The organism is Mesorhizobium helmanticense, from assembly GCF_003034915.1.
GTDB lineage: Bacteria > Pseudomonadota > Alphaproteobacteria > Rhizobiales > Rhizobiaceae > Mesorhizobium > Mesorhizobium helmanticense.
Window position 1 is genome coordinate 36,878 of sequence record NZ_PZJX01000053.1, and the last position, 19,195, is coordinate 56,072.

21 protein-coding genes and 1 pseudogene are annotated in these 19,195 nt (G+C 60.9%); 13 read left to right on the forward strand and 9 right to left on the reverse strand.

The features are described 5' to 3' along the window. Positions 1-16: 16 nt before the first annotated feature. The 3 genes from C9427_RS28490 (at position 17) to C9427_RS28500 (ending at position 2,011) form a co-directional block, all read left to right on the forward strand. Complete coding sequence (locus tag C9427_RS28490) at positions 17-607, forward strand: NAD(P)H-dependent oxidoreductase (protein ID WP_107652361.1); 591 nt, start codon at positions 17-19, stop codon at positions 605-607. A gap of 187 nt (positions 608-794) precedes the next feature. Then, positions 795-1,442, forward strand: a complete 648-nt coding sequence (locus C9427_RS28495) for a helix-turn-helix domain-containing protein (protein WP_107652362.1) — start codon at positions 795-797, stop codon at positions 1,440-1,442. A 59-nt stretch (positions 1,443-1,501) separates the two neighbouring features. Next, positions 1,502-2,011 (forward strand): GNAT family N-acetyltransferase, encoded by a 510-nt coding sequence (locus tag C9427_RS28500; protein ID WP_107652363.1) that lies wholly within the window; start codon positions 1,502-1,504, stop codon positions 2,009-2,011. 217 nt (positions 2,012-2,228) lie between these two features. Here C9427_RS28500 and C9427_RS28505 read toward each other — a convergent pair whose 3' ends face one another. Beyond that, the gene (locus tag C9427_RS28505; protein WP_107652364.1) at positions 2,229-2,747 is read right to left on the reverse strand and encodes a cytochrome b; all 519 of its coding nucleotides are present in this window, start codon (positions 2,745-2,747) and stop codon (positions 2,229-2,231) included. A gap of 196 nt (positions 2,748-2,943) precedes the next feature. Here C9427_RS28505 and C9427_RS28510 point away from each other — a divergent pair, with 196 nt between their 5' ends. Genes C9427_RS28510 through C9427_RS28520 form a run of 4 tightly spaced genes read left to right on the forward strand, consistent with a single transcriptional unit; the run spans position 2,944 to position 5,951 of the window. Further along, the gene (locus C9427_RS28510) at positions 2,944-3,621 is read left to right on the forward strand and encodes an FMN-binding protein (RefSeq protein ID WP_245437199.1); all 678 of its coding nucleotides are present in this window, start codon (positions 2,944-2,946) and stop codon (positions 3,619-3,621) included. Next, the gene (locus C9427_RS34980) at positions 3,567-3,695 is read left to right on the forward strand and encodes an FMN-binding protein (protein WP_245437200.1); all 129 of its coding nucleotides are present in this window, start codon (positions 3,567-3,569) and stop codon (positions 3,693-3,695) included. Before C9427_RS28510 ends, C9427_RS34980 begins: the two co-directional genes overlap by 55 nt. Before the next feature lie 4 nt (positions 3,696-3,699). After that, on the forward strand, positions 3,700-4,443 hold the full coding sequence (locus tag C9427_RS28515) for an FAD:protein FMN transferase (RefSeq protein ID WP_107652365.1): 744 nt from the start codon (positions 3,700-3,702) through the stop codon (positions 4,441-4,443). Continuing rightward, positions 4,440-5,951: an RnfABCDGE type electron transport complex subunit D gene (locus C9427_RS28520; RefSeq protein ID WP_107652366.1), complete on the forward strand. Its 1,512-nt coding sequence runs from the start codon at positions 4,440-4,442 to the stop codon at positions 5,949-5,951. Before C9427_RS28515 ends, C9427_RS28520 begins: the two co-directional genes overlap by 4 nt. Positions 5,952-5,960: 9 nt before the next feature. Here the strand turns inward: C9427_RS28520 and C9427_RS28525 are convergent, their stop codons facing one another. The 3 genes from C9427_RS28525 to C9427_RS28535 are packed head-to-tail and all read right to left on the reverse strand — an operon-like array spanning position 5,961 to position 8,295. Continuing rightward, positions 5,961-7,304 (reverse strand): sensor histidine kinase, encoded by a 1,344-nt coding sequence (locus tag C9427_RS28525; RefSeq protein WP_107652367.1) that lies wholly within the window; start codon positions 7,302-7,304, stop codon positions 5,961-5,963. Continuing rightward, complete coding sequence (locus C9427_RS28530; RefSeq protein ID WP_107652368.1) at positions 7,304-7,969, reverse strand: response regulator transcription factor; 666 nt, start codon at positions 7,967-7,969, stop codon at positions 7,304-7,306. The genes C9427_RS28525 and C9427_RS28530 overlap by 1 nt, the downstream gene beginning before the upstream one ends. After that, positions 7,969-8,295: a PepSY domain-containing protein gene (locus C9427_RS28535; RefSeq protein WP_107652369.1), complete on the reverse strand. Its 327-nt coding sequence runs from the start codon at positions 8,293-8,295 to the stop codon at positions 7,969-7,971. Before C9427_RS28535 ends, C9427_RS28530 begins: the two co-directional genes overlap by 1 nt. 130 nt (positions 8,296-8,425) lie before the next feature. On the opposite strand from C9427_RS28535, the gene C9427_RS33900 reads away from it, so the two are divergent. Next, the gene (locus C9427_RS33900; protein ID WP_146172604.1) at positions 8,426-8,707 is read left to right on the forward strand and encodes a hypothetical protein; all 282 of its coding nucleotides are present in this window, start codon (positions 8,426-8,428) and stop codon (positions 8,705-8,707) included. Between the two features lie 111 nt (positions 8,708-8,818). Then, entirely contained in the window at positions 8,819-9,286 is a 468-nt protein-coding gene (locus C9427_RS28540) for a DUF2231 domain-containing protein (RefSeq protein WP_107652370.1), read from the forward strand. A 116-nt stretch (positions 9,287-9,402) separates the two neighbouring features. Here C9427_RS28540 and mgtA read toward each other — a convergent pair whose 3' ends face one another. Further along, complete coding sequence (gene mgtA, locus C9427_RS28545; protein ID WP_107652371.1) at positions 9,403-12,051, reverse strand: magnesium-translocating P-type ATPase; 2,649 nt, start codon at positions 12,049-12,051, stop codon at positions 9,403-9,405. A 9-nt stretch (positions 12,052-12,060) separates the two neighbouring features. Further along, on the reverse strand, positions 12,061-12,873 hold the full coding sequence (locus tag C9427_RS28550; RefSeq protein ID WP_107652372.1) for a universal stress protein: 813 nt from the start codon (positions 12,871-12,873) through the stop codon (positions 12,061-12,063). Positions 12,874-13,171: 298 nt separating this feature from the next. Between C9427_RS28550 and C9427_RS28555 the strand changes: the two genes are divergently transcribed. Both C9427_RS28555 and fixJ read left to right on the forward strand, forming a co-directional pair. Then, positions 13,172-14,662 carry a PAS domain S-box protein gene (locus tag C9427_RS28555; protein WP_425351689.1) on the forward strand — a complete coding sequence of 497 codons (1,491 nt, stop codon included), beginning with the start codon at positions 13,172-13,174 and terminating at the stop codon, positions 14,660-14,662. Further along, on the forward strand, positions 14,649-15,263 hold the full coding sequence (gene fixJ / locus C9427_RS28560; RefSeq protein WP_107652373.1) for a response regulator FixJ: 615 nt from the start codon (positions 14,649-14,651) through the stop codon (positions 15,261-15,263). Before C9427_RS28555 ends, fixJ begins: the two co-directional genes overlap by 14 nt. A gap of 141 nt (positions 15,264-15,404) precedes the next feature. On the opposite strand, the gene C9427_RS28565 is transcribed toward fixJ, so the two are convergent. From C9427_RS28565 to C9427_RS28575, 3 genes and pseudogenes are all read right to left on the reverse strand, one after another. Beyond that, positions 15,405-15,650, reverse strand: a complete 246-nt coding sequence (locus C9427_RS28565; RefSeq protein WP_342587267.1) for a hypothetical protein — start codon at positions 15,648-15,650, stop codon at positions 15,405-15,407. A gap of 69 nt (positions 15,651-15,719) precedes the next feature. Next, positions 15,720-15,852: pseudogene (locus tag C9427_RS34985) on the reverse strand (SDR family oxidoreductase); the annotation flags it as partial. A 38-nt stretch (positions 15,853-15,890) separates the two neighbouring features. Continuing rightward, positions 15,891-16,397 (reverse strand): hydrolase, encoded by a 507-nt coding sequence (locus C9427_RS28575; RefSeq protein WP_107652374.1) that lies wholly within the window; start codon positions 16,395-16,397, stop codon positions 15,891-15,893. A 159-nt stretch (positions 16,398-16,556) separates the two neighbouring features. On the opposite strand from C9427_RS28575, the gene groL reads away from it, so the two are divergent. Further along, on the forward strand, positions 16,557-18,179 hold the full coding sequence (gene groL / locus C9427_RS28580; protein ID WP_107652450.1) for a chaperonin GroEL: 1,623 nt from the start codon (positions 16,557-16,559) through the stop codon (positions 18,177-18,179). Positions 18,180-18,253: 74 nt separating this feature from the next. Further along, entirely contained in the window at positions 18,254-19,072 is an 819-nt protein-coding gene (locus C9427_RS28585; protein WP_107652375.1) for a universal stress protein, read from the forward strand. Positions 19,073-19,195: the final 123 nt, after the last annotated feature.

Consider the following 19,195-nt stretch of genomic DNA (forward strand, 5'->3'; position numbering starts at 1 on the left):
CATTGAGGAGAAAGCCATGTCGCGGCGCATCCTTGTTGTGATCGGCCATCCCGACCCGTCCCCGGACCGGCTCTGCCGCGGTCTTGCCAATGCCTATGCCGAAGGCGCGGGGCAGTCCGGGCATGCCGTCCGCCAGGTCGATCTGGCGGCGATTGATTTTCCGATGCTGCGGACAATGCAGGACTTCGAACACGGGGCAGTCCCGGACGGGTTGAAGGATGCAGCCGACGCGATCGTCTGGGCGGAACACATTGTCTTTGTCTTCCCGCTCTGGCTCGGCACCATGCCGGCCCTGCTCAAGGCATTTCTGGAGCAGGTCATGCGGCCGGGAACTGCCTTTGCCTACCCGGACAGCGCTGGGCGTTTGCCCAGGACATTGCTTCGCGGCCGCTCCGCGCGCGTCGTGGTGACGATGGGCATGCCGTCCTTTGTCTACCGGCTCTGGTTCCTCAGCCACGGCATTGCGGGCATGCGGCGGAGCGTTCTGCGTTTTGCCGGCATCAGTCCGGTGCGCGAGACCTTGTTCGGCATGGTTGCCGGCAGCAGTGACGCAACCCGCGCGAAATGGATCGCGCAGATGCGTAAACTCGGTCAGTTGGCCAGATAGCGTCCGTTGAGCGTTGTCAGGGGACCAGGACGGCTGCGCCGGTCAGTCTACGCACGAAGGAGCGGGCCTTGCCGGCATCTGCTTCGTCTGGCGGCCACTAGGTGGTTTCCCTTAGGGACATAACCGAATTTCGCTGCCCTCGGAATTGCGCGACTTCTGTAGCCACGGATCAACCGGGAACGCAGCCATGTACGCTCACACGACCTCCAAGATTGCACTGCCGTCTCACCTCCAGCCGTCGAGCCTGTCGGCAGCTCTCGACAGCGTGCCGTTGCAGCCTGTCAGCTTCTTTTCCGCCGGGACCGAAATCTACGCCCAGGGCGAGAAGGCCGGCGCCTTCTATCAGATCGAGTTCGGCGCCGTACGCATCTACCGTCTACTCGCCGACGGCCGCAGGCAGATAAGTGCCTTCCACCTGGCCGGAGAGACATTCGGCTTCGAAGCCGACACCACCCACCATTTCTTCGCCGAGGCAATCAACGCGACTGGTGTTCGTGTTTTCCGATTGACCGCCGGTGCGGACATGTCCCGTCAACTCCTGCCCTTGGCGCTCAAGGGATTGACCAGAGCCCAGGAGCATCTCCTTGTTCTCGGCCGCCAGAATGCCATCGAACGCGTTGCTGCGTTCCTGGTCGATATGGTCGAGCGGCAGGGTGGGTTGCGGCAGGTCGAACTGCCGATGTCCCGTATGGACATCGGAGACTATCTCGGCCTCACCATCGAGACCGTGTCGCGGGTCTTCACCCGCTTGAAGGACAACGGCGTCATTCGCCTGCTTAACCTGCGCAGCATCGAAATCCTCAAGCAGGACGTGTTGCAGGACATGGGCGAATAAGCACGCCCTCCGAAGGCAGCGACGCTTCAGAACGGCCACAAGTCAGGGACCAGTCGACGATGAACAACACACTTACCACGCATACCGGGTTTCGTTTCGAAGTGCGTCGCGCACGCCCTGAAGATGAGCCGACCGTGGCCGAGTTCTTCACCCATGTGACACCGGAGGACCTGCGCTTTCGCTTTCTCGGCGGGGTGAAGGAGGTTTCCCATGAGCGGCTGGTGGCGATGACGCGTTCCGATGACGCCCATATCCATAATTTTCTTGCGTTCTCGACCGACGGAATGCTGATCGCGGTGGCGACACTGGCATGCGATCCGGCCGACCGTGTGGGCGAGGTCGCGATCTGCATTCGCGCGGATCGCAAGCATTTGGGCGTCGGCTGGGAACTTCTCGCCCATATCGCAAACTATGCCGAAGGGATGGGACTTGAGACCATCGAGTCGATCGAGAACCGCGAAAACCGTTCGGCCATCGAACTCGAACGCGACATGGGGTTCACCGTCACGGCCTACCCCGACGACCCGACACTTGTTTTGGTTCGCCGGCGGCTCGGAAAACAGCTCTGACCGCGGCAGTCAAGTGACACAGGCAAATCCCGGCTTCCGGTGACAGGACCGCGGAGGCGTTGTCCTGATGCTGGAACTGGCGATGTCTTCCGTTTCCGGCTGCAGCCAAGCCAGAAACGTGTGTCAACGCGCGTTGACCAAAGGCCGCTGCCATGGAGTTTTGCGCTCGCCGGTCGGTTGCTCCCGCCCGCGATCATATCGGCTTCCTGTGGGCTCGTCACCGCGTATGCCTGGCTGCAGGCCGCAGCATCCTGACCAGCACATCCGATTTCACGAAGAAATGCTGCCAAAGAGCAGCAGCCGCGTGAAGGCCGACGACGACAATGATGACCGGCTTCGCGAGTTCATGGATCTCCCCCATGGCTGCGAAGTCAAAGTACCAAGCCAGTGCCCCAGTAATCGGCATGCCGAAGATGAACAAATAGAGCAGGAAATGGGTTGTTGCAGCGATCCGCTTCAGCAGGACGCTCTCTTCGGGCGGCGCCGCCGGCACACCGCTCCGTAGCCTGGCCGCCAGTCGCCAGACCGCCAGCACCAAAACGGCCAGCCCGACATAGACATGGATGTTCGCATTGAACACGTCGTCGGCAGTCGGCGCGTTGCCGCGAGAGAACGCGCGGTAGGCGGGCTTTATGTCCTCACCGATCACGAGCTGCAGGACGATTAGCGTCGCGATCGCCCAATGCAGCAGAATCTGCGTTGCGGTGTATCCGGCCGATTCGTTGGCAACAGTCATAGGCAGCCACCTCGCTTTAGAGAGCATTCCTAACTTGCTGCTTATGAGACAATCTTGATCTAGGACAAATCAATTTACAGTTCCCTCTTGAGCTAACTCGGCTGACAGCCAGTTGTCAGCTTGGTCGTGGGATATTGCATCCGAAGCGAACCAGATGGATCGCCTTTGCAAGGTTCAATGTGGAAACACAATTCCGATGAAACAGATTGCCCTGTCGCTTTTCGTGATCGCCGCCTCTGGCGCTTACGTCTGGGTCCAAGCTGGGAACCCTCCAGCCGACGACGCCCTCGATTCCGCGCTCCCGGCAAATGCGGCGGTGGTGCCTGCCACGCAGCCGAACGTGGCGCCCCGCAGCGCCGCCTCACCCGCAATTCGCGCCCTGCCGGAGCCGATCGAAACACCGCGCAGAACCCAATTTCCTGTTGCCCGAGAGGTCACGGCCGGCATTGCGGCGCCGGGCGAGAAGCCAAGATTTCCGGAGACACCGGCGGCGATTCCGGCCGCATCACCGCATGAGGCTGCGCCGGTCGTCAGCGCATCCGCGCCACAAGCGGCGTCCTTCGCCGCGACTCCTGCCGTCTACATACCCATCCCGCAGCCGAGGCCAGCATACCCGAATGCGCCAGCACGCGTTATCCGAACGGGCATGAAGCTCGCGGCGCATGGCTACGCGGATGGCGTCTACACTGGCCCCGCCGCCGATGCCTATTATGGCATCATCCAGATTCAGGCACTCGTGCAGGGCGGGCAACTGAGGGCGCTGAAAGTGCTGAAATACCCATCCGACCGCCGCACTTCCGTCAGCATCAACAGACAGGCGTGCCCCTGCTGCGCGACGAAGCGATCAGCGCCCAAAGTGCCAATGTCGACATAATTTCTGGTGCGACGCTCACCAGCCGGGCCTTCATCCAGTCGCTCGGCGGCGCGCTGAAGAAAGCGTCTTCGTAATTCCATGCGCGCGACCCGGATTCTGATGGGGATGCCCATCACGGTTGATGTTGGTGGGACTTCGAACGGTGAACTGATCGACGTGGTCTTCGACTATTTCGAACACATCGACCGGCGCTTCAGCACATACCGGGCCGACAGCGAGATCACGTCCATCAATCGCGGCGACGTTCCCGTGAAAGACTGGAGCGGCGAAATGATGGAAGTGCTGGCTCTCGCCGAGCAGACGAAAAACGAAACGGACGGATACTTCGATATTCGCAGGCCTGACGGTTCGCTCGATCCTTCCGGCATCGTCAAAGGTTGGGCAATCCGCAATGCAGCCGGTATTATTCAACGGGCCGGCATCGGCGATTTCTTCATCGAGGCCGGGGGCGACATCCAGTCCAGCGGCAGGAACGCTTCAGGCCTCGACTGGAGCGTCGGCATCCGCAATCCCTTCAACGCGGACGAGATCTTAAAGGTCGTCTATCCCCGAGGACGCGGTATGGCGACTTCCGGCACTTATGTCCGCGGCCAACACATCTACAACCCGCATGGAATTGGCAGTCCAATCCAGGACATCGTCAGTCTGACCGTCATCGGCGACGATGTGCTTGAAGCCGATCGTTTCGCCACCGCAGCCTTCGCCATGGGTCGGGACGGCATTCTCTTCATCGAGCAGACACCAGGTCTGGAGGGGTATGTCGTCGACGCCAATGCCCGCGCCATATCCACAACCGGGTTCGGAGCCCTTTGCCTGCCATGATCAAAACCGTCGACCGATTCCTCGATCACCTGACCATGTACAGGCTGATCCTCTATTATCTGATGGCGCTGGTCGGCGCAGCGTTCGGGCTCGGCTCCGTCAAGCTGGTGCCACATGATCCTATTGCCCTCGCCTTCACGACAGCGCTGGTGCTGGCTGCCTGCTGGACCACCAACAAGGTGTTTGCGCGGATCTTTGCAGTCCCGGCCAACAACGAGTCCGTCTACATCACCGCGCTGATCCTGGCCCTCATCCTCGACCCGGTAGCCGTTACCGACCTCAAAGGGATCGCTGCGGTGGCATTCACGTCGGTCTGGGCGATCTCATCCAAATTCATTCTCGCCGTCGGCAGGAAGCACCTCTTCAATCCGGCGGCCTTGGGCGTGGCGTTGTCCGCGCTGTTGCTCGACCAACCTGCCACCTGGTGGGTCGGCGGCAACCTGCCGCTGCTTCCCCTTGTGCTCGCTGGCGGCATTCTCATAGTCCGCAAGCTGCGCCGCCTCGACGTTGTCGCGACCTTCGTCATTGTGGCCCTGGCGACGGTCCTGGCAACGAGCGAGCCATCGCAATACGCAAGCGTGCTCACGGAAACCTTGCGTTCGTCACCTTTATTCTTCTTCGCCTTCGTGATGCTGACTGAGCCGCTGACGGCGCCCACGGCGCGATGGCCGCGCATCGCCTTCGCCGCCATCGTCGGTTTTCTGTTCGCTCCCAACATCCATATCGGCTCGTTCTATTTCACACCGGAACTGGCGCTGCTCGCAGGCAACCTGTTCGCCTATGCAGCGGGACCCAAGGGACGCTTCGTGCTGACGCTCGAACGCATCGAACAATCGGCCGTCGATAGCTATGACTTCATCTTCAGGTCGCCGCGAAAGCTTGCCTTTCAGGCAGGCCAGTATCTGGAATGGACGCTCGGTCTCGACCGTGCCGACAATCGCGGCAACCGCCGCTATTTCACGATCGCCTCCGCGCCCACGGAGAAAACGGTCCGCCTCGGCGTCAAGTTCTATCCGCGATCGAGCGCCTTCAAGCGGGCACTGGGAACCATGACGCCAGGCAGTACGATCCATGCCTCCCAGCTGGCTGGTGACTTCATTCTGCCAGCCAACCCGGAAACCAAGATCGCTTTCCTGGCCGGGGGGATCGGCATCACGCCGTTCCGCTCGATGCTGCAATTTCTGCTCGACCGCAAAGAGCGGCGACCGATCGTCATTCTCTACGGAACCGAGGGGCAACAGGACATCGCCTATCGCAACGTACTTGGCGCCGCCAGGCGCGAACTCGGCATCCGGACGTTCCATGCCGTCGTACGAGGTGGCGAGCGTGGCCAGTATCCCGGCTACATCGACGAGCGCCTGGTGCGCCTGGCCATCCCCGACTACCTGGAGCGGACCTTCTACATTTCCGGACCCCAGGCCATGGTCAAGGCGTTGCGCAAAAAGCTGCAGGCCATGGGTGTGCGTCGATCGAAGATAAAGGTCGACTATTTCCCAGGCTTTGCCTGAAGGGACAGGTCAACGCGGTCGCGGCAGATAGATGGTCACGACCAGGCCCGGGTCGGCATTGCTCATGTCAAGCCGCCCGCCATAGGCTTCGACGATGTCTGAAACGATGGCCAGGCCAAGGCCACTGCCGCCACCCTTGCTGTCCAGTTGAACGCCGCGCGACAACGCCGATTGCCGATCTGCGTCCGGGATACCTGGGCCATCGTCGGCGACAGCGATGATCACTGCGTCAAAGATGGCAGATGCATCGACGCGGACTGACGACTTTGCATAACGTGCAGCGTTCTCCACCAGGTTGCCGAGGACTTCGGACAGGTCACCTTCATCGATTGGCGCTGTCAGATCCTCCACGACTTCCATCGTGAATGAAAGCTGCTTGCCGCTTGGCGTGCGTTTGACGACGGCGATGACGCCAGCCGCTACGTCCGAAATGCGGCAGGATGCCTTCCCGGAAACGCCGGGCGCGAGGCGGGCGCGAGCAAGCTCCCGCTCGACATGGCGCCGGATAGCCGCGGCGCTCTTCTCGATCTCGTCGGCCAGCTCCGCCTCGCCTTTCTTTCTCAAGGCGCGGATGTCAGCTGAGAGGACTTGCAGCGGCGTCTTGAGGCCGTGCGCCAGATCGGTGGCGCGCGAACGGGCTCGCACGAGAGCCTTTTCCTGGGCATCGAGAAGACGATTGATTTCGTCCGCGAGCGGCTGAACCTCGCTTGGTGCTGCCACCTCCAGCCGTGCCGCTCGCTGCGCGATCACGTTTCTGACGGCGACCCTCAAGGTCTCCAGCGGTGCAAGACCGACGGTGATCTGGATGAAAAACGCAGCCATCAGAGCCACAGCAAGCATCATGAGGGCTGGCGCAAGATCGCGAACATATTCACTTACGGATACCTCGACGGTTCGATGGTCTTCCGCCACGATTGCACGAAATGACCGGCCGCTGGCGTCAATGATCGTGCGCTCGACCGCAATGCTGAGTTCCCCACCAGGGCCCTTGAATTCTTCGACTTTCCGTAGCTCGCCACCCGCGCTCTGGGCAGGCAGCACCAGCTTGGCATCCCACAAAGATCGTGAGCGCTCGAGATCGCCAGTGCCGGTATTCTCAACCTGCCAGTAGTAACCGGACAGCGGATTGGCGAAGCGCGGATCGGTGAGCACCGGGGCCACTACGAGGCGACCGTCGCTTGTGAAGGTCGTCGCGGCAATCAACTCATTGAGATCGACAGTCAGCTCGCCCACCACGCGCCGCTCGACGTGAAGTTCGAACAGATAGCGCAAGCCGGCGCCGGCAATGGCGAGCGCGACAAGAACCGAGATGGTTGCGGCCAACCACAGCCTGAAGCGGATCGAGTTGCCCATCAGGCGGGATCATCGGGCATCAAATACCCGAACCCGCGTCGCGTTTCGATGACATCGCTGCCGAGCTTGCGTCGCAGCCGCGCGACAATAACCTCGATCGCATTCGGATCGCGGTCGTTGCCTGAATCGTACAAATGCTCGGCAAGTTCTGTCGGCGCCACCACCCTGCCGGCATGATGCATCAGAAACGCCAGCAGCCGGTACTCCAGCGGCGATAGGGAAACGGGAATGCCGCGCAGCGAAATCCGCATCTGGCGCGTATCCAGAAGCAACGGGCCGGACTTCAACACGGGTGCCGCCTGCCCCGCCGAGCGACGCAGGATTGCCCGCAACCGCGCGAGCAGTTCTTCCATTTCAAAAGGCTTGGGGAGATAGTCGTCAGCCCCCGAATTGATGCCCTCGACACGCTCCGTCCACATCCCCCTTGCGGTCAGGATGAGTACGGGAAACCGGCGCGCGTTGGCCCGCCAGCGCTTCAGGACCGTAAGGCCATCGAGCTTGGGAAGGCCGATATCCAGTATGGCGGCATCATAGTTCTCCACATCGCCGGCGAACCAGGCAGCTTCGCCGTCACGCACGATATCGACCGCCATACCGGATGCCCTAAGCGCAGTCTCGACATCGGCTGCTATGCGTGCCTCGTCCTCGGCCAGGAGGATCTTCATCAGTCCTTCTCCCCCTCCCGCATGATGACACCGGCACCGGCGTCGACATCGACAGTCTTTCGCCGGCCGTCAGCGCCGACGACCTGGAACCGGTAGACCCATTTGTTGGCTTTGCGGATGAGGTCAACCGCGACGATGTCGCCTGGAGCCTGCGCGCGAACAATATCGAGGATACTGGAAAGGCCCCTTATCTGGCCGTGCTCGTAGAGGTCCCGCGCCCGGTCATGATCGCCGTCGTCGTCCTCGTCGGCGCGCGCGGCAACCGGCTGGACCAGGACAAGCCCGGCCAGGCCCAGCATTGCCAGGCGCTTTAGGTTGACCATCATGGGCACGGCATGTCGCACGTCGAAGCTTTCAATTTGCTGTCAACCATCCACAGCTGCCAGCAAGCAAAGGTTCTCTATCAAGGCATCATCGCGTCCAATCATGGCCGCGCAGAGAGAAGGATGTCGAACCATGCGCAATTCCCTTTTTTTGCTCGTAGCACTTGGAGGCCTCACGATCTTTGCCCTGCCGGCGGCCGCTGAATCTGAAGAAGGTTCATGCGGAGCGCCATCCTCATCCTCAGTCGCCCCTGCCGGCCCAATCGATCTCGAGGCCATCCCCATGCAGGATGCCACCGGTCCCAAGGCGATCAAGGGCGTCAGCGACGACGACGACGACTGCGGCGACAGCCACACCTCCGGTAGAGCCGTTTTCAGCAGCACTGCCGAGGACGGCCAGGGGGACGACGACTAGAATCGAAGCTTCTGGCGTCCATTGGCCGCCTGCCAATCACCTGCCCTGTCGCCGACGCTTACGCGCACTGTCGCTGCGCTATTTCTTGACCCCTCCGGAGATTTTCTTACAATGATACCAGTCCAGCATATTCATCCCATGCTCGTGCATTTTCCCATTGTCCTCATCTACACACTGGCAGTGATCGACCTTGTGGCGCTCGTCCGCGGCAACGCGGTAACCAGGCGCTCTGGCGCGGGGACGATTTCCACTTTTCTCGCGCTCGCAGCCGGGGCTTTCGCTATTGGAACCTGGTTCTATGGCGGACTCGCCCTCGATCATGCCGAAGCGGCCGGCTTCAGCAGCGACATAGCGGAGATTCACGAGAGTCTCGGCGGCATCACGGCGTTCGCCTTCCTGATTTGGGGCGTCGTCAGGCTCGCATTGTGGGTCCGCAACCGCGAGTTGGGGCCAGCGGCTGTCGCCGTTCCTGTGATCGAAGTAGCCGGGGCGGTGCTTGTGTCCGCTACAGCCTACTACGGCGGCCTGCTTGTCTACGACCTCGGTGTGAATGTCGCCAAGACGGCCATTGGCGGCTAGCCCCTTAGATCGGCCCGCCGGCCATCGACGGGCTCGTCTCAAGGCCTTTCGATGGTCGGCGACCGGCAGCATACCTGCACTTCTTGCCGTGCTTCGGGCCTCAGTCATGCCGTGTCTCATTGGATGTGGGCTGATCGGGATACGGTCCCACTGCCGATGGCCGGCCCTGCCCTCGTTCGATGAAAATTCCCGCTCTCATGATCGAAGAACCAACGCTTGGTTACCTCCGAGGCGAACAGATAGGCCGCGGTGATTGCGACCAGCCCGACAAGCACGGGCAATGGCAAGGGGACGAAGCCGAAACGCGCGGCGAAGGGTATGTAGGGTATGACGATCGCAACAACCGCGACAGCCAGTGTAAGCCACGCAAGCAGGGGGCTGGGACGGCTCTTCCAGAACGCCTTGTGCGTACGCACGATGAGCACGATGGCGAGTTCCGTCAGCAACGACTCAACGAACCATGCGGTCTGGAAGGTGGCCGCTGTCGCATGTGCAAGAAACAGCAGAAAAGCGAAGGTTGCGAAGTCGAACAGCGAGCTGACCAGGCCGAAGCCGATCATGAACCGCCTGACGAAGCCGATGTCCCAGCGACGCGGTCGGCGCAGCTGTTCTGGATCGACATTGTCGCTTGCAATAGCCAACGAGGGAATGTCCGAGAGAAAATTGTTGAGCAGGATCTGTGCTGCCAGCAGCGGCAGGAATGGCAGGAACAGCGAGGCGACGGCCATGCTGATCATGTTGCCGAAATTGGCGCTGGTCGTGATGGAGATGTATTTCATCGTGTTGGCGAAGGTCTTGCGGCCGTCGTCCACGCCGCGCACGAGCACGCCCAGATCCTGTTTGAGAAGGATGATGTCGGCGGCCTCGCGGGCGACATCGACCGCCGTGTCGACTGAGATGCCGACATCTGCCTCGTGCAGAGCGGGCGCATCGTTGATGCCATCGCCGAGGTAGCCGACGACATGGCCGCGGCTCCGGAATGCCTGAACGATGCGCTCTTTCTGGTTAGGGTCGATTTCGACGAAGAGATTGGTGTGCTGCACGCCGGCGAAAAGCCCACTCTTGGTGAGTTTCGACAGATCCTCGCCGGTCATGATCCGGTCGGCGCGCAAACCGACCGCTTGGGCAAGATGTGCGGTAACGTAACGGTTGTCGCCCGAAATGATCTTTACGGCAATGCCTCGCTGGGTGAGCGCCGCAAGCGTCTCCCTGACGCCTTCCTTCGGAGGGTCGAGGAAGAGCAGGAAGCCAGCGAAGGTGAGATCGGCCTCGTCCTTCCTCGAAAAAGCCCCCCGGCTTTCGAAACGGCGGGTAGCCATGGCCAGGACACGATACCCGTCCGCGCTCCAGCGCCGGAATCTCTCGTCGATGGCGGCACGACGCAAGTGATCGAGGGGTTCCCGTCCATTTGCAGTTTGAACAAACCCACAGGCTTCAAGGACATTTTGCACCGCGCCCTTGGTGATCAGAAGATCTTCGGCGTCCTTGGTCCGGACAACAACCGACAGCCGCTTGCGGATGAAATCGTATGGAATCTCGTCGACCTTGGCGAAGGCGGCCATTGAGGCACCCTCCCCCTGCACACCCGCTATCGCTTCGTCGAGCGGGTTCTTCAGTCCGGTCTGCATGGTCGCGTTGAGCCGTGCCCAAAGCAGGATATCCGTTGACGGATTGCCATCGATATCGAGCCATCCATCAAGGTGGATGACGCCTTCCGTCAGTGTCCCGGTCTTGTCGGTGCACAGCAGATCCATGCTGCCCAAATTCTCGATCGCATCGAGACGGCGCACGATGACGCCGTTGGCCGCCATGGCGCGGGCGCCTCGGGCCAATGTCACGCTGATGATCGCAGGAAGAAGCTCAGGCGTGAGGCCAACCGCCAGCGCCAGTGAGAAGAGCAGCGATTCGATAAGGGGGCGATGAAGCAGGAGATTGGCGAAGAACACGATGATGACGATCACCAGCATGATCTCCGTCATCAGATAGCCGAAGTTTCTGATGCCCCGGGCAAAATCTGTTTCCGGGATACTTCGCTCGAGGGCCGCGGCGATTGACGCGAATTCGGTGCGGTCGCCGGTCGCTGCCACGAGCACCGTCGCGGTGCCGCTGCGGACCGACGTACCGGTGAAGACAGTATTGCCGCGCTGCGCGACGGACGCCTCTGCTGCCGATCGGCCCGGTGCTTTCACGACCGGAAAGGTCTCGCCGGTCAGCACGGCCTCGCTGACATTGAAGTCGCGCGCATTCAGAATGACGCCATCCGCGGGAATGAGGTTTCCGGCCGAAAGCCGGATGACATCGCCGGGTACAATCTCATCGGCTCCGACCGAGCACTCGATGCCATTGCGCAGCACGACGGCCTTGCGCGAGATGCGCCGTTTCAGCGCTTCCGTGGCGCGCGACGCGCCGTACTCCTGGGTAAAGCTGAGGACGCAGCTTGCCAGCACGATCGCACCGATGATCGCAGCCTCCTGGCCCTCGCCGACGAAAGCCGACACGATGGCCGCGAAAATGAGAATGAGGACGAGTGGGCTGCGGAATTGCCGGGCAAAGACGACCAGGGTCGATGCGCCAGACTTCGACATCAGGGTGTTCTTGCCGAACTTTGTGAGCCGTGACGCCGCCTCGGAACCTCCAAGGCCGGAGGCGGACGTTTCCAGCCGCCGCATGAGTTCGTGCGTTTCGATCGACCAATAGGCACCGTTGGCGAGGCCGGTTGACCGATCGACAGACCTGTACCGGGATTGATCGACTTCGCTGGGCATGACAGGCCGTCAATACGACATGAGGCGATGAATGCCGCTCTCCTGGATGAGCGCGCGGGTGACGCCGCCGAACGCCCACTCCCTCAGACGACTGTGGCCATACGCACCGGAGACGATCAGGTCGGCGTGGATCGAGCGCGCGAACGCGACCAGCCGGTCTCCATCCGCCTCGCCGGCAAGCATTTCGGTTCGCGCCTTGATGCCGTGGTGCTCGAGATAGACCGCGACGTCGGCGAGGCTGTTGTGAATGCTTCCGTCGTGGTCGGTGTCCATCGTCGCGACCACGACCTCCGTGGCTTTCGCCAAGAACGGCAATGCATCTGCCACCGCCCGGCGAGCCTCCCTGGTGTCCTTCCAGGCAACCAGGACGGTCTTTGCCAAGATATGTTCGACGTTGCTTGCGGCGACGAAGACCGGGCGGCCCGTACCGAGCGCCAGGCTGCCGATGTCGACGGCACGAAAGACATTCTCTCCCTCTTCACCGCCGGTGACGATGAGGTCAGCCGCGCGGGCGGAAACGCTTAGAAACCGCGTCGGACTGCAGATCTCCTGGCCCCACTCGCTGCTGATCAAGTCGGGGACCAGCCTTTCGAATTCGCCGCGCAGTTCCGCAAGCCGCTTTTCGATCTCGGTGCGCTGGACCTGCATGACCTCGCCTTCGTAGACCATGCCGTCGCCGGTCGCGACCAGTGGCGGAACGTCGGCTGCCGCCAGGCCAATGAGGTGAGCGCCAAAGCGCCCAGCAAGCTCCACTGCAAGCTTCACGATTGGCGCCGGATCTGCGTCTACGGCAAGATTGACGATGATCGATTTGTAGGACATGCAAACCTCGCACTGGAAACTCTGGTATGGGCCATGAATTGCATGCTCCGGTGCATCGCACCTTGATGCGGGTCAAACGCGCCACCTTCGCAGGCGGCACATTGCAGCTCTCCTTCAACTTGTTTTGCGCGCGGAGGGATGAGTGCTAATCATTCAGATTGCCGGTTCCCAGATCCAAGGACTGCTTGTGAGCAAGAAAGACCCATCCCCATCCGCCGGCGATGCGAAAGTCGCGCCGGCAGTCGATTCTGGACTGAGCACGCTGGGCAGTTTGGGAGAGCACCAACGTCTCGCGCTGATGTTCGAGCAGGCTCCGGGCTTCATGACCTTGCTGAGCGAACCCGGCCACGTCTTCGAATTGACCAATGCTGCCTATCAACGGCTGATCGGACAAAGACAGGTGATTGGAAAATCGGTGCAGGAGGCGCTGCCGGAACTGGAGGGCCAAGGCTTCTTCGAACTGCTGGACCGCGTGTACGACACCGGCGAACCCTATGTCGGCCGTGGCGTTAAAGTCATGCTTCGCAACGTTCATGGCGCAGCCGCCGAGGAGCGCATCCTGGACTTCGTCTATCAGCCGATCAGAGCCGAGGATGGGAGTATCACCGCCATCTTTGTCCAGGGCACGGATGTCAGCGACTTGTCCTTTGCCAACGCCGCGCTCCTGTTGCGCGAAGACCACCTGCGTTCGATCCTGGCGACGGTGCCCGACGCGATGGTCGTCATCAACGAGCAGGGCCGCATTCAGTCCTTTAGCACGGCCGCCGAAACGCTGTTCGGTTACCAGTCCAGCGAAGTCATAGGTCAAAATGTCAGCCTGCTGATGCCGTCGCCCTATCGGGACGAGCATGACGCCTACCTGCACCGCTTCCTGACGACTGGAGAGCGAAGGATCATAGGACTTGGCCGCACGGTAACAGGCATGCGCAAGGACGGCTCGACCTTTCCGATGGAGCTTTCGGTTGGCGAGATGCATCCGGGAACCGGGCGCTTCTTTACCGGCTTCTGCCGCGACCTGACTGAGCGCCACCGGGCGGAAGCGAGAATCCAGGAGCAGCAGCAGGAACTTCTGCACATGGCGCGGTTCACCGCGCTCGGCGAAATGGCTTCGACCTTGGCGCATGAGATCAACCAACCGCTCACCGCCATCACGAACTACCTGAAAGGCAGCCGCCGCCTTCTCGAGAAGAGCACGGAGGAGAACGCGCCGATGCTGCGAGATGCTGTGGAGAAGGCAGCCGAGCAGGCTTTGCGAGCCGGAGATGTCATTCGCCATCTGAGGGACTTCGTCGCACGAGGCGAAAGCGAGCGCCAAGTCGAACGCCTGCCGGCGCTGATCGAGGAAGCTTCGGCTCTGGCCCTGGTTGGTGCACGAGAGATAAATGTCCGTGTCAGCTATACGCTCGATCCCGCTGCCGAGCTCGTCTTGACCGATCGCATCCAGATCCAGCAGGTTCTGCTCAACCTCATGCGCAACGCGGTTGAGGCCATGCAAGAAGCACCACGCCGTGAGTTGCGGGTGGTTACCAGGGCTCGCGACGATGGGATGGCCGAAGTGAGCGTGATCGATACCGGCACTGGTCTTGCACCGGAGGTCTCGGCTCAGCTTTTCCAGCCATTCGTCACCACCAAGAAACAGGGAATGGGTGTCGGTCTGTCAATTTGCCGTACCATCGTCGAATCGCATGGCGGTCATATCTGGGCCGAGGCAATGCCTGCCGGAGGAACTGCCTTCCGGTTCACGTTGCGCATTGTGGAGAGGGAAGAGGTCGCCAATGGCCGGGAATGATCTTGTGCACGTGGTTGACGACGACGTGGACGTCCGCAAGTCGCTGGGCTTTCTTCTGGCGACGGCCGACTTTGCGGTACGCCTGCACGAATCGGCGACAGCGTTTCTGTCGACGGCGACGAGCAATATCGACGGCTGCATCGTGACCGATGTGCGCATGCCCGGCATTGACGGCATCGAGTTGCTGCGCCAGCTCAGGGCCCGCGGCCATTCGGTTCCGGTCATTGTCATGACCGGTCATGCCGATGTGGCGCTGGCCGTTCAGGCGATGAAGGAAGGCGCCGCCGATTTCATAGAAAAGCCGTTTGACGACGACATTCTGATCGACGCGATCCGCTCGGCACTGGCTAATCGCGATCGACCCGCTGCAACACACCCACAATCTGCAGAAATCCAAGCTCGGCTGTCGACGCTGTCTGAGCGGGAGAAGCAAGTGCTGGACGGGCTCGTGTCGGGCCTGCCCAACAAGACGATCGCTTACGATTTGGGAATCAGCCCGCGCACGGTCGAGATCCACCGCGCCAATGTCATGAGCAAGATGGGCGCAACCAGCCTGTCGCATCTCGTGCGCATGGCGCTGATCGTGGAGTCCAAACGCTAGAGCATGATGCCGAAAAGTGTGAAGCGGTTTTCGGACGACATCATGCTCTATCTCTTTGATTTAGAGCCGGATTCAGATTTCAGGTCGACTTGACCCGAAATCATCCGGCCCTAGAGTCCTTCCGCCGACGATTTAGCCGCCCTACCGCCCCTTTGGCGGTTTTCCAGGCCAGTCGCGCCAGTGCGTCGGGCTGATGTCGACTCGGGCGCCGGTTACGGCATTCCTCCAGCCTTGCAGGTCCTTTACACAAGCAAACACAAGCGCATGCTCACCGTCTTCGTCGAGGACGGCCAGTTCGAGATCGCGACCAAACGGAGCGCTTTGGATTTGCTTCCACATTGGTTCATGTTCTTCCCAGGCGACAAGCCGCGCCTTGATTTGCATCATTTTCGAAACTTGTCGGTGCGAGCACCGGTCAGATGCCTGTCAATCGTTTCGAGCGGGCAAGGATCCGGGTCATTTGGCCGTGTAGCCGCCGTCCACGAGATGGCAGCTGCCAGTGATGAAACTGGCCTCGGCGGAGAACAGGAAGCAAGTCAACTTCCTCTGGTGTTCCCAGGCGCCCAATTGGATGCAAGTCCGCCAGCTGTCCGATCGTGTCAGCATCCAGCGTCTTCAGGTCGCGCCTCAAATGGCCGCAATGCCAACGACATAGTTCTTCCCATAGGCTTTGGCGCATTTCGGGCATGTCGTGTAGAAGAAATACACGTCGCGGGTCTCTGATTTTCGATCACGCGCTATCTGTTGCATGTCCTCGTGCCACTGCCTTGCCTGACTATACGGGCCCTCCAACACTTTGGTCAGGTAGTCGCCACTCAGCGTGGTCATCTCTTCGTCACGGACAGGTTTTGAGACCGCGAACAGATGCTCGCTGCTCCACGGCGAGATGTCCCTGCTGAGTACGATGAACTGATCGGGGGTGGAAGCCCTGGCGTCTTCGATGTGCTTGTTCACGCGCGCGAAAACGCTGCCCATGTTCATCGGAATATGCATGATGCTGTGGGTCTTCGCTTTGACGAACCGCTTGCCCTCGAAGTGCAGTTCCTGTCCGTCCCAACCCTCGGGATTGAACCTGGGGCAGCAGCCGGTCGTATTCACGCTGTCGTCGTACCGGGGCGTTTCATTCGTCAGCACGGTCGTTCCCCTTGGCTTGGACAAACACCACCCAACAGGGAACCGCGGCCGCCGTCATTGATCCTCGTCAACATGGCCCGGATTGCGATTGATGCGCATCAAGGCGGATCGAAGGGAACGCCTATTGACTGACACCGGTAAGAGATTCCGGAGATGGTCATGGCTCACAAACAGGTATTGTTCCGTTCAGCGGCGCGCGAAAAGATTCTTCGCGGCGCGACCCAACTGGCCGATGCCGTACGCGTAACGCTCGGACCCCGCTCGAAGTCGGTGCTGATTGAAAAGAAATGGGGGGCGCCGATCGTTTGCAACGACGGGGTAACCATCGCCAAGGAATTCGACCTGAAAGACCCCGAGGAGAATCTCGGCGCGCGAATGCTGAGGCAGGCCGCGGAGAAAACCGGCGACATGGTCGGTGATGGCACCAGCACGTCGACCATCCTCGCGCACGCGATATTTGGCGATGGCGTGCGCAACGTCGTCGCCGGCGCCAGCGCTATCGACATCAAGCGCGGCCTTGACCGCGCCACCAAGCGCGCGATCGACACGCTCAAACAGATATCTCGACCGGTCTCGACCCGCCGCGAGAAGGAACAGGTGGCAACGATCTCTGCGCACAACGACCCGTTGATTGGCGAGCTGGTCGGCGAGGCGATGGAGAAGGTCGGTGGCGAAGGCGTCATCACCGTCGAGGAGTCCAAGACCACTGAAACGGTTCTGGACGTCGTCGAGGGAATGCAGTTCGATCGTGGATTCCTCTCTCCCTACTTCGTGACCGATCCGGAGAAGATGGAAGCGGTCCTCGAAGACGCGCTCGTGCTGATCGTCGAAAAGAAGATCGCTTCGCTGAACGATCTCATCAAGCTGCTTGAGGCGGTGGCGAAATCAGGTTCGCCTTTGCTGGTGATCGCCGAGGAAGTCGAGGGCGAGGCGCTGGCAACGCTCATCGTCAACCAGATCCGCGGTACGTTCAAAAACTGCGCCGTCAAGGCGCCGGGTTTCGGCGATCGTCGCAAAGCCATGCTGCAGGACATCGCCATCCTGACCGGCGGACAGGTCATTTCCGAAGACCTCGGGCTTAAACTGGAAAATGTCACGATGGAACAGTTGGGGCGCGCCAAGCGCGTCGTCGTCGACAAGGACAACACGACAATCATCGGCGGCGGCGGCGACGCCAAGGCGATCAAGGGTCGCGTGGAACAGATCCGGCGCGAAATCGACGATACGACCAGTGATTACGATCGCGAAAAGCTGCAGGAGCGGCTGGCGAAGCTTGCGGGCGGCGTGGCGGTCATAAAGGTCGGCGCTCCGACCGAGGCCGAGATGAAGTCGAAAAAGGAAGCGCTCGATGATGCCATCAGCGCCACCAAGGCTGCCGTCGCCGAGGGTATTGTACCTGGCGGGGGCCTCGCTTTATTGCGCTGTATCGCGACGGTCTCCGAGGAGGAGCAGCATTGCGAGGGCGACGAGCGGACGGGCGTGCAGATCCTTAAGCGCGCACTTGAAGCGCCGGTCCGGCAGATCGCCGAGAATTCCGCGGTCGACGGCGGGGTTGTCATTGCCAGGATGATTGAAGGTACCGGCAATTTTGGGTTCGATGCCGGGCGAAAGGAGTATGTTGATCTCGTCGAGGCCGGCATCATAGATCCAACCAAGGTGGTGCGCATCGCGCTTGAAAACGCCGTCTCGGTCGCGAGCGTTTTGCTCTTGACCGAAGCGACCATGACCGAAATCCCCGAACCGGCGAAGGAGCGCGCTCTCGAACCGGACATGACGATGTAGGCACGCGCGAGGACGTCCTAAACATGGTCAAGATAGTCAGATCGATGATGATTTCGCCGTAAGGAGGCACGAAAATGATCTTCAACACCATCATGGTTCAACTTGATGTCGATTCTCCGGCGGCTCCGCGAACGATCTACGCCCAGGCGTTGGCGCGGCGGTTCGAAGCCACACTGATCGGCTTCGCCGCGGCTGATCCTTATGTGTTTATTCCTGGCAATGATGGCGGCGCGGCAGCGGCGGAAATAATGCGTCAACGCCGGATGGAGATCGAGGATCGCCTGAAGATCGTGAAGGAAGAATTCCTGAGCCTTGCAGGAGACGATGCCTCCTGGCGCGAGGAGATCGGTGATCCGACACGTCTGCTGGCGATGCATGCCCGCGCCGCAGACCTCATCGTGACCGGATCTCCGGCAAACGGCGCTGGAGATCACCACCGGAGGGTCGATACCGGGACGTTGATACTGTCGGCCGGACGGCCCGTGCTGCTAGCGGCTGACAAACTTACTCCGCTGAACCCCCAAAATGTTCTGCTGGCGTGGAAGGATACTCGCGAGGCTCGGCGCGCAGTCAGCGATGCAATGCCCTTTTTGACCGGCGCACAACATGTGCTCGTGGCGACGATTGAGGAGCAGAACCAGAGAAGCGCGCGTGAGAGCGTCGGCGACGTCGTCCGGTTCCTGATGAGACATGGCGTCAAGGCGAGATCGGAGGTTCTGGGTGCCGGTCATGCGGACGCCTGCGAAGCCGTCACCGAGCTCGCTCGCGCGACGGATGCAGAACTTGTTGTCGCCGGCGGCTACGGTCATGGCCGACTCCGTGAATGGGCCTTTGGCGGCATGACCCGCTCCTTGCTCAAGGAGGGCTCAGTCAATCGGCTGTTCTCGAACTGACCGCTTTGGCTAAAAATCAGGCCGCCGCCTGCGAGTTCTTCACCCATGTGGCGCAAGACCTGCTCTTTCGCTTTCTCGGCGGGATGAAGGAGGTTTCCCATGAGAGGCTGGTGGCGATGAGCT